The following is a 15,270-nucleotide window of genomic DNA, read 5'->3' as shown; positions in this document are numbered from 1 at the left end:
CGTTGGCCCGCCGCAGTTCACGGTTCTCCTGCTCCAACGCCTTGAGCCGGGTCGCCTCATCGGTGGAGACACCCGGCGCGTGACCCTCATCGATCTCGGCCTGACGCACCCAGGCCCGCACCGACTCCAGCCCGTAGCCGAGTTGACGAGCTACCCGCGCGATCGTCCCGATATCGGTGCCCAACTCCGCCCGCAGAGTGCGAACCATCCGCACCGCCGCGTCCTTCTCCTCCTGGCTGTACCGCCTCGTGCTCGGCTTCCCAGGCGTGATGTCCCTCGGCATAACTCCATCCTCGTTCCCAAACGATGGAGCCTCCAGCAAACCCAGGGCGATTCAATGAGCATCAGCGAGCCGACCTCGACGCCCATCTGAGTGAGCCATTCCCTGCGAGCATTGAACGAGGTGAGGTCTACGGCGTCGTGGACCCGGTGCTCGTCGGTGCGGACGTTGTTGGGTACATCCAGCAGGGACAACTCAATCCTGTCCAAGGGCGGTCCTTGCGAGAGCTTGCTGACCAACTCACGCGCTCGCTCGATGAGTTCCCTGCGGATGCCCGCCCGTACTTCGAGCGGCTTCGGCGTATTGCGCAGCGTGGTGCCGCAGCCGAGTAGTTTGCCTGGGACAAGAGCCGTTTCCCGGTGGCAGAGGCAGCCCACAGCACGGGCGGGTACTGGGATACCCCTAGCCAAACGTGTCGTGAATCGACTTGCTGGCCTTGCTCTGGCTGTAGGTCCGCAGCGTCACGGCTGGGTCGGAGTGCCGCATCTGCTCTGAGACCACCGATAGAGGGACGCCCCGCTCCAACAGCGTCGTGGCGTACCAGTGGCGGAGCATGTGCGGGTTGAGCCGGATGCCGACCTTCTGACCGGCTCGCCTCAGCGATTCCCTCACGGCGTCTGGCTTGGCTGTGGCGGTCAGGCTCAGCACCACGTTGGTCAGCCAATGCGGAATGACGACGTCGGCTTCTCCGGTCTTGACCGGGCCGGTACGGGTGACGGTCGGCTTCCCCGTTCGGTGAAGCTGCTGGACCTGCTTGTCCACCCGGAGACGGTCGCTGCTGACATCAGACAACGTGATGGCGCAGGCTTCCCCAATGCGCAGTCCGGCATACATCATCAGCAAGCCCCTGGGCTCGTGAGGCGTGGTCATCAGCGCCAGTCGCAGGGTGTCTTCGTCGGGCAGGTCGTACCGGCGCGGTATCGCCCGTGGAATCTTGATGGACCATCCGAAAACCGACCTGAGTGCGATGACCGCAGCCCGTCTGGTGTTGGGGTTGTCGATGGTCCAGAGTCGTTCTGTCACGTCGGACTGCAAGACATCAGACACGTTCATCGAGAGCAAGCCAAGCCTTTTGAGCAGTCGCTCGTAGCTGATGACGGTGGATTGCCTAAGGCCCCGCTCCAAGGCGATGGCGAGCAATTGTTCGTGGACTGTCACGGGAGGTCTCCAGATTCTCGATGAACCTCCACGGCCTCTCGCCTCGTACCCTGAGGGGGTCATGCGCACCTACGAGGTCCGCACCTACGGGTGCCAGATGAACGTCCACGACTCCGAGCGGCTCAGCGGCCTGCTCGAGGACGCGGGGTACGTCGCCGCGATCGACGGCGAGGACGCCGACGTCGTGGTGCTCAACACCTGCGCGGTGCGCGAGAACGCCGACAACAAGCTCTACGGCAACCTCGGCCACCTCGCGCCGAAGAAGGCCGCCCGGCCCGGGATGCAGATCGCGGTCGGCGGCTGCCTGGCGCAGAAGGACCGCGCGACGATCACGCAGAAGGCGCCGTGGGTCGACGTGGTGTTCGGCACCCACAACCTCGGCAGCCTGCCGGTGCTCCTCGAGCGCGCGCGGGTCCACGACGAGGCGCAGGTCGAGATCCTCGAGTCGCTCGAGGTGTTCCCGAGCACGCTCCCGACCCGCCGCGAGTCGGCGTACGCCGCCTGGGTGTCGGTCAGCGTCGGCTGCAACAACACCTGCACGTTCTGCATCGTCCCGAGCCTGCGCGGCAAGGAGAAGGACCGTCGCCCGGGTGAGATCCTCAGCGAGATCGAGGCGCTCGTGGCCGAGGGCGTCAGCGAGATCACCCTGCTCGGGCAGAACGTCAACGCGTACGGCGTGGAGTTCGGCGACCGGCAGGCGTTCAGCAAGCTGCTGTGCGCGTGCGGCGACGTCGAGGGGCTGGAGCGGGTGCGGTTCACCAGCCCGCACCCCGCGGAGTTCACCGACGACGTGATCGAGGCGATGGCCGAGACGGCCAACGTGATGCCGAGCCTGCACATGCCTTTGCAGTCGGGCTCCGACCGCGTGCTCCGGGCGATGCGGCGCTCCTACCGCTCCGAGAAGTACCTCGGCATCATCGACCGCGTCCGCGCCGCGATCCCCGACGCGGCGATCACCACCGACATCATCGTCGGCTTCCCCGGCGAGACCGAGGACGACTTCCAGCAGACGCTGGCCGTCGTCGAGCGGGCGCGGTTCAGCGGCGCGTTCACCTTCCAGTACTCCAAGCGCCCCGGCACGCCGGCCGCCACCCTGCCCGACCAGATCGACCCGGCGACCGTGAAGGACCGCTACCAGAGGCTCGTCGCGCTTGCCGACGACGTCGCCTGGGCCGAGAACAAGCGCCAGGTCGGCCGGCGCCTCGACGTCATGGTCGCCGAGGGCGAGGGCCGCAAGGACGCCGCGACCCACCGCCTCTCGGGCCGCGCGCCCGACAACCGGCTCGTGCACTTCCAGGCGCCCGACAGCGACGTGCGCCCCGGTGACGTCGCCACCGTCGAGGTCACCTACGCCGCCCCGCACCACCTGGTCGCCGACGGCCCGGTCGTCGTACGGCGCACTCGCAGCGGCGACGCCTGGGAGGCCCGCACCAAGGCCCCAGCGCCCGGCGGGGTCGGTCTCGGGATGCCGACCGTGGGCGTCCCCGCCCCGCTGCCTGTGGACAACGTCTGCGGGTGACCGCGGTGGCGTTCCACGATGGACGCCGTGTCGGTGGTCGAGTCGCTCGGGCGCCTTGGTGGCGTCGCGACCCGGGGCGCGCTGATCTCGACCACCGACCGCGCGCGGGTGGATCGCGCGCTCGAGGTGGGCGACATCGTGGTCCTCGCTCGAGGTCGATACGCCCTCCCGGAGGTCGACGCATCGCGAGCTGCCGCACACCGGTTGAGCGGCGCCGTGTCGTGGCGCTCGGCGGCCCAGCTTCATGGATGGGAACTGCTGCGCCCGCCCGCGGTCCCTGACATCACGGTGCCGGCCAGTCGCAAGGTCTTGCCGTCGCAGCGCGCCGGCGTGGCGATCCACCGGGGTGACCTGCACTCGTCCGAGGTCGACGAGGGCGTCACCGCCCGAGCGCGCACCTTGGTCGACTGCATGCGCGGACTCTCGTTCGCAGAGGCGCTGGCCGTCGCCGACTCGGCCCTGCGCCACGGCTTCTCACCACGGCTACTGCGCGGTCTCGCAACAGGGGCACGCGGGCCCGGCTCGGCACAGATGCGCCGTGTTGCGACACTGGCGTCGGCCGACAAGGCGAACCCGTTCGAGTCCGGGTTGCACGCCATCGCAGCGCAGGTCGCCGGTCTGCACGTCCGCCCGCAGGTGTCGATCTACGACCCGGGCTTCCTCGGCCGGCCGGACCTCGTTGACGAGCGGCTGAAGGTGATCCTCGAGGCCGAGTCCTTCGAGTGGCACGGAGGACGAGAAGCGCTCAGGCGCGATGCCGCGCGCTACAGCGAGTTCGCGGTGCGCGGTTGGCTCGTGGTGCGGTTCGCATGGGAGCACGTCATGTTCGAGCCGGAATGGGTGCGGTCCGTGCTGGTGGCAGCCGTAGCCGAACGTAGTGAACAGCTCTGCCGGGGCTGCGGCGCCGCGTGAGGGTCTGGCGCCCGGCGCGATCACTACGTCTGAATACGGCTACGCGTCCTTGTAGGGCTTGTCCTCGGAGCGAGGGTCGAGGCTCGGGTAGCCGGCAGCCGGGTCGAGGCCCTCGACGCCGGCCTCGCTCTCATCGGCGCCGAGACGCTGCTCCTCGTCGTTCGGGGCGTCGGTGCGGGAGGTGTCCTTGATGCCGTCGGTGGCGTGCTGGCCCGGTCCGGTGTGGCCCACGCGCTCGCTCGAGACGCCCATCCCGCCGGCGGCTCGCGAGGGTCCCGTCGAGTTGGGCGTGGAGTCGCGGATGTCGGTGTCCTGCTCGTGACCGCTCATGCCGGAGCGGTACCCATCTCAGGCGGGCGACTCCTCGTCGCCGGAGGAGCCCTCGTGCTCGCCGCCCTCCGACTCGGTCGCCTCAGTGTCGGTGTCCTCGCCGCCCTCCAGCACCCGCTTGAGAGGGTCGGGGGTCTCCTCGACGGCGGGGTTGGTGTCGGGGCCGAGGTCGGCCGGGACGACGTCGTCGTCCTCCTCGGGCACGGCGTCGACGCCGCCGGGGTTCTCCTCGCCGGGCTCGATCTGCGGCTCGGGCTGGTCGCCCAGGTCGCCGGTCTGGGTGGGTTGCTCGTCACTCATGGGTCTCTTCCCGTTCGAAGCCGTAGGTCGTGTACGCCGCCACGTCGCCACCGATGATGCCTCTCAGCACCTGGAGCTCGTGCGGCACCACCGGATCTGGCAGCGCGGTCAGCGCGAACCACTCGAGCCCGCCGCTCTTCTCGGGCTCCACGATGCGCGGCGTGCCCGACCACGAGCGCGCGGTGAAGAAGAAGTCGATCCGCTCGTCGATCGGCTCGCCGCCGCGGGTGCGCTGCATCGAGGTCACGAACGAGAGCGCGAGGTCGTCGACCCCGATCTCCTCGCGCGCCTCGCGCCGAGCCGCGTCGTACGCCGTCTCGCCCTTCTCGACGTGACCGGCGGCCGCGGCCGCCCAGTGGTCGTCCATGAACCCCGTGTTGCGCCGCAGCTGGAGCAGCACCTCCGGCCCGCCGACGCCGTCGCGGAGCAGGAACACGTACGCCGCCGGCACGACGACGAACCGCTCGTCGATGGACTTCGGCGTCACGAAGACGGCTGGTCGAGCGAGGTCTCGGCGTTCTCCTCCTGCACCGCGGCCTCGGCCTCGGACTGCCCAGGCTCCTCGTGGACCGGCGGCACCGATCCCGCAGGAGCGCCGTCGTCGGGGTCCGGGAGGGCGCCTTCGTCGTCGGTCGGCCGGAGCGGCCCGTCCGGCTGGTCGTCGCGCAGGGGGCTGCCGGGAGGCTGGCTGCCGGGAGGCTGGCTGCCGGGAGGCTGGGGCTGGTCGCTGGAGGTCACGTGCTGCAGGTACCCCGGATCAGGCCGAGGTGGAGCCGTCGGCGCCGAGCGCGTCCTTGGCGCGCTCGGCCGCGGACTCGATCTTGTCGGTGTGCTTGCCGCCGGTCTTGTCGTCGACCACCTCGGCGACCTTGTCGACGCCGTCGGCCACCTTGTCCTCGTGGCCGTCGACCAGCCCCTCGACCTTGTCCTTGGCCTGGTGCAGCTTGTCCTTCGCGTCATCGAGGAAGCCCATGCGCACTCCTGTGCTCGAGCGGGGTCCCGATGATCCCGCGGCGTTCGCCAGACTAGCCACATGGCAGGGGGTGACACCACGGGCGCGGACCCGCCCATCGTGGCCGTCGTCGGCGCCACCGCCTCGGGCAAGACCGGCCTCTCGCTCGACCTCGCCGAGCGGCTCCACGGGGAGGTCGTCAACACCGACGCGATGCAGGTCTACCAGGGCATGGACGTCGGCACCGCCAAGCTCCCCGAGGCCGAGCGCCGCGGCATCCCGCACCACCTCCTCGACACCCTCACCGTCCGCGAGCCGGCCACGGTGGCGGAGTTCCAGCGCTGGGCGCGCGACGTGATCGACCGGCTCCGCGCGCGGCGCAGGACGCCGGTGCTCGTCGGCGGCTCCGCGCTCTACACCCGCGCGATCCTCGACCGGTTCGAGTTCCCGGGCACCGACGACGCGGTCCGCGCGCGGTGGCAGCGCGAGCTCGAGACCCACGGGTCGCACCGCCTCCACGGCGTGCTGCGCGAGCGCGACCCCGACGCCGCGGAGCGGATCCTCCCCGACAACGGGCGCCGCATCGTCCGCGCACTCGAGGTCGGCGAGCTGACCGGCCGCCCCTACGCCGCGAGCCTCCCGGTCCTCGAGTACGCCGACCCACGGACCGTCCAGATCGGCGTCGACATCGACCGCGAGACGCTCGACGAGCGCATCGCGGCGCGCGTCGACGCGATGTTCGCGAGCGGCTTCGTCGACGAGGTCCGGCACCTCCTCGGCCGCGGCCTCGCCGAGGGCCGAACGGCTCCCCGCGCCATCGGCTACCGCGAGGTCGTGGCCCATCTCCGCGGCGAGCTCACCGAGCAGGAGGCCCGCGATCGCACGGCCCAGGCGACCCGGCGCTTCGCCCGCCGCCAGGACTCGTGGTTCCGCAAGGACCCGCGCATCGTCTGGATCCGCCACGACGACCCGGACCTGCTCACCAAGGCGCTGGCCGCGGTCGACGAGGTCTGAGCAGCAGCGACGCGAGCAAGAACGGTCGGGCCGCCGGCCCACGATCCGGTCCAGACTGGGCGCGTGAGCGAGGAGACCGACGCACCCGCCGGCCGCGACCGGCTGCGCGAGCTGCTCGACGCGGTGCTCGACGACGACAACCACACGCTCGACGACATGGCGGGAGACGCGTACTCCTCGCCGTACCACTTCAACCGGCAGCTCTCCCGCAGCGCAGGGGAGCCGCCGGTCGCGATGAAGCGGCGCGTCCTGCTCGAGCGCGCGGCGTGGCAGCTGCGCCGGGGGGCCTCGGTCACCGACGCGGCGTTCGAAGCGGGCTACGAGTCGGTCGAGGGCTTCAGCCGCGCGTTCGCGCGCGCCTACGGGCACCCGCCGAGCGTCCTGAAGGGCGGCGGCACGGCCCACTGGCTGAGCGCGCCCAACGGCATCCACTTCCACCCGCCGTTCTCGCTGTGGGTCGAGGCCGAGCCCGAGCGGGGGAGCACCGGCGGCGGTGGGGTCACCTCGCTGCTGCTCCAGCACGACGTCGCCGACACCCGGCTGCTCCTCGACGCCGCCAAGCAGCTCACCGACGAGCGGTTCCGCGAGCAGCGGCTGCCGGCCCGGCAGGTCACGGTGTTCGAGGTGCCGGAGCGCTCGGTGGCCCAGCTGCTCGAGCGGCTGGTCTTCACCAAGGAGGTCTGGGTCGCGTCGATCACCGGGGGCACCCACCCCGATGAGATCCGCCCCGACCGCGCAGCGGACGACGTCGGGAGCCTCGTCGAGCGGCACGAGGTGGCGGCCGCGGCGTGGCTGGCGGTGGTCCGCGACATCGAGCGCCGCGACGCGTGGGCCGACCGGGTCGTGGACGCGCTGTGCGACCCGCCGGAGAGCTTCGTGCTCGGCGGGATCGTCGCCCACGTCGTGACGCACTCCGCAGGCCGCCGGCTGTTGGCCCGTCAGCTGCTCACCGAGGACGGCGTCTTCGCGGGCGAGGACCTCGACTCGCCGGGGTTCTCCGGCGACCCGCTCAACTGGATGAAGAGGCACTGACGTGGCCCGCACCACCTTCTACACCGCGATGACCCTCGACGGCTTCCTGGCCGACGAGCACGACGGCCTCGACTGGCTCTTCGTCCAGGAGCAGGACGAGCAGGGCCCGCTCAACTACGACGACTTCATCAAGGACATCGGCGCGATCGTCATGGGTGCGACGACGTACGAGTGGCTGCTCGCCCACCTCGAGAAGTCCGGCGAGGGCTGGCCCTACGCGATGCCGGCGTGGGTCCTGACCCACCGCGACCTGCCCGGCATCGACGGGGCGGACGTCCGGTTCGCGCAGGGAGACGTGGCCCCGCTGCACGACGAGCTCGTGGCGGCCGCCGGGGGCAAGGACGTGTGGGTGGTCGGCGGCGGCGATCTCGCCGCCCAGTTCGCGGAGGCGGGCCGGCTCGACGAGGTGATCTGCTACATCGCGCCGGTGACGCTCGGCGCCGGCCGGCCGCTGTTCCCGCGGCCCTTCGACTTCGAGCTCGTCGAGGTGCACCAGAACAAGGCCTTCATCGCGGCCCGCTTCGAGGTGAGAGGTCCGCGCTGAGCGGGTACTGCCACTGGCATGTTCTCGGGACCCCTCGCCGTCCTCGGCGCCGCCTCGCTCACGCTCGTCACCCTCCAGGCTCCGGTCGCTGCGCCGGCCTCCGCCCAGGACGCTCCGCCCGGGCCCGCCCAGCGGGTCCACGAGCCACCTCGCAAGGCCACGGTCACCGGCAGGGGCGGCGCGGTCACCTCGGTCGACCCCTACGCCTCGCGGATCGGGCTCCAGGTCCTCCGCCGCGGCGGCAACGCCGTGGACGCCGCGGTCGCCACCGCCGCCGCCCTCGGCGTCACCGAGCCCTACAGCTCCGGCCTCGGGGGCGGCGGCTACTTCGTCTACTACGACGCGAAGACCAAGCGGGTGAAGACGCTCGACGGTCGCGAGACCGCGCCGGCGGCGATGAAGCACGACGCCTTCGTCGACCCGGCGACGGGGCAGCCCTACCCGTTCACTCCCGACCTCGTCACCAGCGGGGTCTCCGTCGGCGTGCCCGGCACTCCCGCGACCTGGCAGGCGGCGCTCGACCGCTGGGGCTCGATGCCGCTGGCCGACGTGCTCGCCCCGGCGGCGGCGCTGGCCCGGCGCGGCTTCAAGGTCGACAAGACCTTCCACCAGCAGACCGACGACAACGCCGAGCGGTTCAACGCCTTCACCTCGACCCGCAAGCTCTTCCTGCGGCACGGCAAGGCCCCGAAGGTGGGCAGCGTCTTCCGAAACCGCCAGCTCGCCAGGACCTACGACCTCCTCGCCGCGCGCGGGATGGGGGCGTTCTACCGCGGCGCCCTCGCCCGCGAGCTGGCCCGGACGGTGCGCAAGCCCCCGGTGCGCCGCCACACCGACCTGCCGGTGCCTCGTGGCCGGATGCGCGTCAAGGACCTCGCGAAGTACGCCGTCGTCCAGCACCGGCCGACCCACGTCGGCTACCGCGGCCTCGACGTCTACGGCATGCCGCCGTCGAGCAGCGGCGGCACGACCGTCGGGGAGGCGCTCAACATCCTGGAGCGCTACGACCTCAAGACGATGACGCCGGCGCAGGTCCAGCACCTCGTCATCGAGGCCGCGCACCTCGCCTTCGCCGATCGCGCGAAGTACGTCGGCGACCAGTCCGGCGTACCCGTCGGCACGCTGCTCTCCGACACCTTCGCTGCCGAGCGCGCCTGCCGGATCGACCCGCTGCACGCGTTCACCCCGCCGGTCGCAGCCGGCGACGTCACCGCCTCCGACGGGTCGTGCGCGACCCCGAGCAGCCGGAGCGGCTCCGGCCCCGACACCGAGGGCGTCAACACCACGAACCTCACCGTCGCCGACGCCGAGGGCAACGTCGTCGAGTACACGCTCACCATCGAGCAGACCGGCGGGTCCGGCATCGTGGTGCCCGGCCGCGGCTTCCTGCTCAACAACGAGCTGACCGACTTCAGCGCCGTCTACGACCCCGCCGACCCCAACCGGATCGAGCCCGGCAAGCGGCCGCGCAGCTCGATCTCGCCGACCATCGTGCTGCGCGACAAGAAGCCGGTGCTCGCGCTCGGCTCGCCCGGCGGCTCGACGATCATCACCACCGTCCTCGGCATCATCGTCAACCGGCTCGACCTCGGCATGACGCTGCCCCAGGCGATCGCTGCGCCGCGGGTAGCGCCGTCCAACAAGGCGACGCTGAGCGCCGAGCAGGCCTTCCTCGACCAGTACGCCGCGGCGCTCGCGCTGCTCGGTCACACCCTCGCTCCCGCGGGGGCGCCGGGCACCAGCGCCGCCGAGATCGGGGCGGCGACGGCGATCGAGTTCGGGCCGCGCGGGCTGCTGACCGCGGCGGCCGAGCCCACCCGCCGTGGCGGGGGAGCGGCGGCGGTGGTCAGGCGCAGGTAGGCGCGTGCGCGGACCTCTACCCTGAAGGGGTGAGCACCGAGACCTCCGCAGGGCTGGTGACGATCGACTCCGAGGACGAGCTGGTCGCGCTGCTCGGCACCCCGCACGAGCGCGCGGCCAACAAGGGCCGGGCGGCGCTGCTCGACGTCGACCGCGCCTGGCTCGCGGCGACGCCGTTCTGCGTGCTCGCGACGTCCGGGGCCGACGGCAGCTGCGACGCCTCGCCCAAGGGCGACCCGCCGGGGCAGCTCGTGCACGTCATCGACGACCGCACCATCGCGATCGCCGAGCGGCCCGGCAACAAGCGCGCCGACGGCTACAAGAACATCCTGGCCAACCCGCACGTCGGCCTGAGCTTCTTCATCCCCGGGCGCGGTGACACGCTGCGGATCAACGGTCGGGCCCGGCTGGTCAGCGACGCGCCGTTCTTCGACGACATGGTGGTCAAGGGGCACCGTCCGCTGCTGGCGGTGGTCGTCGAGATCGACGACATCTTCTTCCACTGCGCGAAGGCGTTCCTGCGATCCGGGCTCTGGAAGCCGGAGACCTGGGACCCCGAGGCCCACGTGCCCCGGCGGGCGGTGATCGCCAAGGAGGTCGAGCCGAGCGGCATGACGATCGAGCAGCTCGACGACTACTACCGCCCCGACCACTACGCCAAGGGCCTCTACGGCTCATGACCTACGAGTTCCTCAAGGGGCACGGCACGGAGAACGACTTCGTCCTCCTGCCCGACCTCGACGGCACCGTGCACGGCGCGCTCTCGGAGGAGCACTTTGCCGAGCGGGTGCGCCGGCTCTGCGACCGGCGCGCCGGCATCGGCGGCGACGGCGTGCTGCGGGTCGTGCGCTCGAGCGGACCCGACGCCGCGTGGTTCATGGACTACCGCAACGCGGACGGCTCGATCGCGGAGATGTGCGGCAACGGCATCCGCCTCTTCGTCCGCTACCTCGTCGACGCGGGGCTCGCCGACGGCACGGCACCGATCCCGGTCGACACCCGCGACGGCGTGAAGACGCTGACCGTCGAGGGCGACCTCATCACCGTCGACCTCGGCACGCCGAAGCTGCTCGGCGACACCGCGGTGTCCATCGACGAGCGCACGTGGCCGGCCCGGCACGTCGACATGGGCAACCCCCACGCGGTCGCCTTCGTCGACTCGCTCGACGACGCCGGCCGGCTGCTCGACCCGCCGGGGCACGACGAGGGTCTCTACCCCGACGGCGTGAACGTCGAGCTCGTCGTGCGTCGCGGGCCGCGCCACGTCGCGATGCGCGTCCACGAGCGTGGCTCCGGGGAGACGCGGTCGTGCGGCACCGGCGCCGGAGCGGTGATGGTCGCCGCCGCGGACGCGGACGGCGCGCGCCGCGACGGTGCCGAGGTGGCGTACCGCGTCGACGTGCCCGGCGGCACGCTCACGGTGACGTGGACCGCCGACGACCGGGTGCTGCTCACCGGCCCCGCCGTCGTCGTGGCCCAGGGCGAGACCGACCTCTGAGCGGGCGCCGGGCGTCATTAGGCTCCCGGCCATGGACATCAGTGGATCGACCGCCATCGTGACCGGTGCCGCCTCCGGGATCGGCGCGGCCTGTGCCCGTCAGCTCGCAGCGAAGGGCGCCACCGTCGTGGTCGCCGACCTGCAGGCCGACAAGGGCGAGGCCCTCGCCGCCGAGATCAACGGCGTCTTCGCGCAGGTCGACGTGACGAGCACCGAGCAGATCACCGCCGCCGTCAACGCCGCCGCCGAGATCGCGCCCCTGCGCGCCGTCGTCAACTCCGCCGGCATCGGCTGGGCCCAGCGCACGATCGGCCGCGACGGCCAGATCGAGTCGGCGCACGACCTCGACGCGTTCACGAGGGTCATCGCGATCAACCTGATCGGCACCTTCGACATGGTCCGCCAGGCCGCCACGGTCATGAGCCGCAACGAGCCCGACGCCGACGGGCAGCGCGGCGCGATCGTCAACCTCGCCAGCGTGGCGGCGTTCGACGGCCAGATCGGCCAGGCGTCCTACAGCGCGTCGAAGGGCGGCGTGGTCGGCATGACCCTGCCGGTGGCTCGCGACCTGTCCGCGTCCGGCATCCGCCTCAACACGATCGCGCCGGGCCTGATCGACACCCCGATCTACGGCGAGGGCCCCGAGTCCGAGGCGTTCAAGGCCAAGCTCGGCGAGAGCGTGCTCTTCCCGAAGCGGCTGGGCGTGCCGGACGAGCTCGCGAGCATGGTCGTGGAGTGCCTCACGAACTCCTACATGAACGCCGAGGTCATCCGCGTCGACGGCGGGATCCGGATGCCACCGAAGTAGGCGGGTTTCACCGGGTACCCGGTGAAACTGGCGCTGACCGTAAGGAACTCCATCCGGTCAGCGCCAGTTTCGTGGGGGCAGTCCTCAGTCGGCGAGCGAACGGCGCTCGTCGTCGGTGAAGGCCTCCATCGGCGCTGCCGGCGCCACGACGCGGGCCGCGCGCAGCTTGGCGACCTTGGCCGACGCCACGCCCATCGCCTCGCGCGACTTCCCGCGCGAGTAGGTCACGGACAGGTCCCGGTCGATGCCGAGCGCGGCACCGACCTCGACGGCGTCCTGGTCGGCGCCCATGTACATGAATGTCCAGCTGAAGTCGCGCGTCTGCTGCTCGACCAGCGCCTTGATCGCCACGCTGGTCCACTCCTTGCTGGCGTTCTCGAGACCGTCCGTCATGATCGCCACGATGACCGTGCCCGGCCGCTCGCGCTCGGGCAGCGCGGCGAGCTCCGCGCCGGCGTCGGTGATCAGCCGGCCCATCGCGTCGTGCAGCGCGGTCATGTTGCGCGGCTGGAGGTCCAGCGGCGGCACGTCGGCGATCGGGCGGCCGGCGTAGACGACCTCGTAGACGTCGTCGAACTGCGCCAGCGTGGCCCGGCACTCGCCGGTGCCGCGCCGCTGCTCCTCGACGAACGCCGCGAAGCCGCCCTCGATGTCGGACTTGATCGACTGCATCGAACCGCTGCGGTCGAGCAGGAAGTAGAGGTGGGTCAGGTCGGAACGGGTCATCGCGGTCTCCTCATCGGCTGGGTCATCGGCTGGGTCGGCGCGGCTTGAACCGCATGGGTGCTGCTGCGGGGGCCGGGGGCGGCTTGGGCGTCCCCGACTCGTGGTCGTACTTCGCGCGCTCGACACCGGCGGCGGTCACGCGCCCGTCCTCGTTGGCGTAGGCGCCGAGGGTCTGGGTGCGGGCCAGTCGGGGAGGTACGGCGTTCTCGGTCAGCCCCGCGGCCGCGCCGGCGGCCCGGAGCGACACCTTGCCGGCCAGCAGTGCCTCGGCCATCGACTCGTCGATGAGCGCGGTGAGGCGGTCGGCGGCGTTCCGCAGGTGCGGGAGCGCCTCGTCGGCGTCCTTGTCGGCTGCGGCCTCGAGGGCCTCGCGGACGGCGTCGAGCTGGTGCGGGTCGGGTGCCATGAGAAGAGAATGCCGCATAAACTGCGGATATGCAAATTATGCGGAAGCGCAGGTAATGCGCCTCAGTCGCCGCTGATGATCACGCCGGACCAGCCGCTCAGATCGAGCCGCTCGTCGGCGGCATCCGCCGCGGCCTCGACGAGCACGGCGTTCGGCTGGTCGACGCGCTCCACCCACGCCCGCGCCTCCTCGGGGTCCTGGCCCGCCGCCAGGCGGCGGGCGACCAGGCGGTCGCGCCGCAGCGCGTCGTCGATGGTCAGGTGCCACACGGCGTCGCACTCGCGGCGCGCGCCGTGCCAGCGCGGCTCGTCGAGCAGCAGGTAGTTGCCCTCGGTCACCACGAGCTCCGCCTCGGCCGGGACGTGGATCGTGTCCGGTTCGGGGTCGGGCCGGCCGTGCTCGAACGACGGCGCCAGCACGTCGCCCCCGCACTGGAGCCGGCGCAGCACCCCGGCGTACGCCTCGGCGTCGAAGGTGTCGGGTGCGCCCTTGTGCTCGAGGAGCCCCATCGCGGCAAGCTCGGCGTTGCTGCGGTGGAACCCGTCCATCGGCACGACCGGGCAGGCGTACGCCGCGGCGAGGGCCGCGGCCAGCGTCGACTTCCCGGCCCCGGGCGCACCGGTGAGACCCAGCACGAACCGGCACGACGGCAGGGCGTCGACCAGGGCTGCGATCTCGTGACCGTCGGAGGAGACCCGCACGCGGTCACGCTAGACCGTGATCGTGAAGATGAGTACGGCCCGAGGAGCATTGCTCCTCGGGCCGTACCCCTGGTGCTCAGCTGGTGTTCAGCTGGTGGTGCTGGTGATGCGGTGGTGCGTTGGTGCGTCGGACAGCGTCAGCGGGCGCTCGAGAGCGAGAACCCACCCTTGCTGGCCGGCTTGGTGGCCTGGCCACCGGCGGGAGCCGCCGGAGCCGGCGGCAGCGCGGGCTGCGCGCACTTGGTCGCCTGCGCCGCGTTGGCAGCGGTCAGCGCCGCGTCCGCAGCAGCCTTGGCAGCCTGGGCGGCGGCGTATGCAGCGTTGGCAGCCTTGGCGGCCTTCTTGGCCTTCTTGAGCTTCGCCTTGGCCTTCTTGATCTTCGAGGCGACGCCCGACTTCTTGGCCTTCTTGAGCTTCTTCTTGGCCTTGGTGACCTTCTTGTCAGCCGCGGCCTTGTCGGCCGTGGCGGCGGTCGCCTTCGTCGCAGCGGCAGCAGCCGTCGTGGCAGCCGTCGTGGCGGCGGTCTCGGCCGTCATGCAGTCGGTCGTCTTGCCGTTGACGAACATGATGTTCGCGATGCCGGCGAAAGGACCGACCGCTGCCAGCTCGGTCGGCTCCGTGATCCCGCAGCTCGTCGAGGACAGGTAGGTCGTGCCGAGCTCGGGAGCCTCGTTGGCGCCCGGGTAGAAGCTGGCGTCGCCGGCTCCGGCGTCATCGACCGAGAGCTCGATGACCATGTCCTTGCCGGCCGGGATCGTCGCGGAGATCGCAGCCGACTTGAGCTCCGAGCCGCTCGCCGACTCGAGGTCGACCGGCGTGGTTCCGACCGGCGTGCCGAGGTTGGCGATGGTGAGGTCGGCGGTGTGGTCGATCGCGTAGATGTTGAAGTCGCCCGGGACGCCCCCTGCGGAGCTGGTCGCCTCCTCGACGGCCACGGTCATCTTCGACACCTTGAAGCCGTTCTGGGCGCCGTAGACGCTCATGTCGAAGCGGCGGTAGTACTGGTTGTCCGCGACGATGCCGCCGCCGTTGCAGGAGATCCCGTCACCGGCGACGATCGCGTCGGAGTAGTTCTGGGTCACCTTGATGTCGGGTGCCGGTGCCGCGTCGGCGGCGGGCGCCACTCCGAGAGACAGCGCAACTGCCGCGGCCAGCAGACCCGCGGCACTGCCCGCGATGCGTTTGGAGCGCATCAGAGAATGCATAGTTCCCTGCTTTCTAATGTTTCGG

The 15,270-nt window shown here is 71.3% G+C and carries 20 protein-coding genes; 9 read left to right on the top strand and 11 right to left on the bottom strand.

All coding sequences use genetic code 11. The features are described from left to right. Positions 1-283 (bottom strand): transposase (locus G514_RS0108455; protein WP_028651398.1); only part of this gene is annotated, 283 nt, incomplete at its 3' end. A 399-nt stretch (positions 284-682) separates the two neighbouring features. Further along, entirely contained in the window at positions 683-1,438 is a 756-nt protein-coding gene (locus G514_RS25670) for a tyrosine-type recombinase/integrase (RefSeq protein WP_051247126.1), read from the bottom strand. A 61-nt stretch (positions 1,439-1,499) separates the two neighbouring features. Between G514_RS25670 and miaB the strand changes: the two genes are divergently transcribed. Beyond that, positions 1,500-2,957, top strand: a complete 1,458-nt coding sequence (gene miaB / locus G514_RS0108445; protein WP_028651397.1) for a tRNA (N6-isopentenyl adenosine(37)-C2)-methylthiotransferase MiaB — start codon at positions 1,500-1,502, stop codon at positions 2,955-2,957. 18 nt (positions 2,958-2,975) lie between these two features. Next, positions 2,976-3,869, top strand: a complete 894-nt coding sequence (locus tag G514_RS0108440; protein ID WP_028651396.1) for a hypothetical protein — start codon at positions 2,976-2,978, stop codon at positions 3,867-3,869. A 39-nt stretch (positions 3,870-3,908) separates the two neighbouring features. Here the strand turns inward: G514_RS0108440 and G514_RS0108435 are convergent, their stop codons facing one another. The 5 genes from G514_RS0108435 to G514_RS0108415 are packed head-to-tail and all read right to left on the bottom strand — an operon-like array spanning position 3,909 to position 5,472. Then, positions 3,909-4,199 carry a hypothetical protein gene (locus G514_RS0108435; protein WP_028651395.1) on the bottom strand — a complete coding sequence of 97 codons (291 nt, stop codon included), beginning with the start codon at positions 4,197-4,199 and terminating at the stop codon, positions 3,909-3,911. A gap of 18 nt (positions 4,200-4,217) precedes the next feature. Continuing rightward, the gene (locus G514_RS0108430; protein ID WP_028651394.1) at positions 4,218-4,499 is read right to left on the bottom strand and encodes a hypothetical protein; all 282 of its coding nucleotides are present in this window, start codon (positions 4,497-4,499) and stop codon (positions 4,218-4,220) included. Beyond that, the gene (locus G514_RS0108425) at positions 4,492-4,986 is read right to left on the bottom strand and encodes an NUDIX hydrolase (RefSeq protein ID WP_245582138.1); all 495 of its coding nucleotides are present in this window, start codon (positions 4,984-4,986) and stop codon (positions 4,492-4,494) included. The genes G514_RS0108430 and G514_RS0108425 overlap by 8 nt, the downstream gene beginning before the upstream one ends. Next, positions 4,983-5,237, bottom strand: coding sequence for a hypothetical protein (locus tag G514_RS0108420; RefSeq protein WP_028651392.1), 255 nt, complete (start codon positions 5,235-5,237; stop codon positions 4,983-4,985). Before G514_RS0108420 ends, G514_RS0108425 begins: the two co-directional genes overlap by 4 nt. Before the next feature lie 19 nt (positions 5,238-5,256). Beyond that, positions 5,257-5,472 (bottom strand): antitoxin, encoded by a 216-nt coding sequence (locus G514_RS0108415; protein ID WP_028651391.1) that lies wholly within the window; start codon positions 5,470-5,472, stop codon positions 5,257-5,259. 60 nt (positions 5,473-5,532) lie between these two features. On the opposite strand from G514_RS0108415, the gene miaA reads away from it, so the two are divergent. The 7 genes from miaA (at position 5,533) to G514_RS0108380 (ending at position 12,207) form a co-directional block, all read left to right on the top strand. Beyond that, positions 5,533-6,465, top strand: coding sequence for a tRNA (adenosine(37)-N6)-dimethylallyltransferase MiaA (gene miaA, locus G514_RS0108410; RefSeq protein WP_036564117.1), 933 nt, complete (start codon positions 5,533-5,535; stop codon positions 6,463-6,465). 63 nt (positions 6,466-6,528) lie between these two features. Continuing rightward, entirely contained in the window at positions 6,529-7,497 is a 969-nt protein-coding gene (locus G514_RS0108405; RefSeq protein WP_028651389.1) for a helix-turn-helix domain-containing protein, read from the top strand. A gap of 1 nt (position 7,498) precedes the next feature. Beyond that, complete coding sequence (locus tag G514_RS0108400) at positions 7,499-8,041, top strand: dihydrofolate reductase family protein (RefSeq protein WP_028651388.1); 543 nt, start codon at positions 7,499-7,501, stop codon at positions 8,039-8,041. Between the two features lie 18 nt (positions 8,042-8,059). Next, the gene (gene ggt / locus G514_RS25665) at positions 8,060-9,901 is read left to right on the top strand and encodes a gamma-glutamyltransferase (protein WP_084151873.1); all 1,842 of its coding nucleotides are present in this window, start codon (positions 8,060-8,062) and stop codon (positions 9,899-9,901) included. Between the two features lie 29 nt (positions 9,902-9,930). Beyond that, positions 9,931-10,581 (top strand): pyridoxamine 5'-phosphate oxidase family protein, encoded by a 651-nt coding sequence (locus tag G514_RS0108390; protein WP_245582137.1) that lies wholly within the window; start codon positions 9,931-9,933, stop codon positions 10,579-10,581. Further along, positions 10,578-11,399 (top strand): diaminopimelate epimerase, encoded by an 822-nt coding sequence (dapF, locus tag G514_RS0108385; protein ID WP_028651386.1) that lies wholly within the window; start codon positions 10,578-10,580, stop codon positions 11,397-11,399. The genes G514_RS0108390 and dapF overlap by 4 nt, the downstream gene beginning before the upstream one ends. 31 nt (positions 11,400-11,430) lie before the next feature. After that, positions 11,431-12,207: an SDR family NAD(P)-dependent oxidoreductase gene (locus tag G514_RS0108380; protein WP_028651385.1), complete on the top strand. Its 777-nt coding sequence runs from the start codon at positions 11,431-11,433 to the stop codon at positions 12,205-12,207. Between the two features lie 84 nt (positions 12,208-12,291). Here G514_RS0108380 and G514_RS0108375 read toward each other — a convergent pair whose 3' ends face one another. The 4 genes from G514_RS0108375 to G514_RS29100 form a co-directional block, all read right to left on the bottom strand. Next, the gene (locus G514_RS0108375) at positions 12,292-12,933 is read right to left on the bottom strand and encodes a vWA domain-containing protein (RefSeq protein WP_028651384.1); all 642 of its coding nucleotides are present in this window, start codon (positions 12,931-12,933) and stop codon (positions 12,292-12,294) included. A 22-nt stretch (positions 12,934-12,955) separates the two neighbouring features. Beyond that, a complete protein-coding gene (locus G514_RS0108370) occupies positions 12,956-13,339 on the bottom strand; it encodes a hypothetical protein (RefSeq protein ID WP_028651383.1) in 384 nt (127 codons plus the stop codon). A 62-nt stretch (positions 13,340-13,401) separates the two neighbouring features. Next, a complete protein-coding gene (locus tag G514_RS25660) occupies positions 13,402-14,040 on the bottom strand; it encodes a nucleoside/nucleotide kinase family protein (RefSeq protein ID WP_051247124.1) in 639 nt (212 codons plus the stop codon). 137 nt (positions 14,041-14,177) lie between these two features. Beyond that, entirely contained in the window at positions 14,178-15,233 is a 1,056-nt protein-coding gene (locus G514_RS29100; protein WP_157544662.1) for a hypothetical protein, read from the bottom strand. Positions 15,234-15,270: the final 37 nt, after the last annotated feature.

It is taken from the genome of Nocardioides halotolerans DSM 19273 (genome assembly GCF_000422805.1).
Taxonomy (GTDB): Bacteria; Actinomycetota; Actinomycetes; order Propionibacteriales; family Nocardioidaceae; genus Nocardioides; species Nocardioides halotolerans.
The sequence above is the reverse complement of the archived record's forward strand: the minus strand, read 5'-3'. Positions and strand labels throughout refer to the sequence as shown.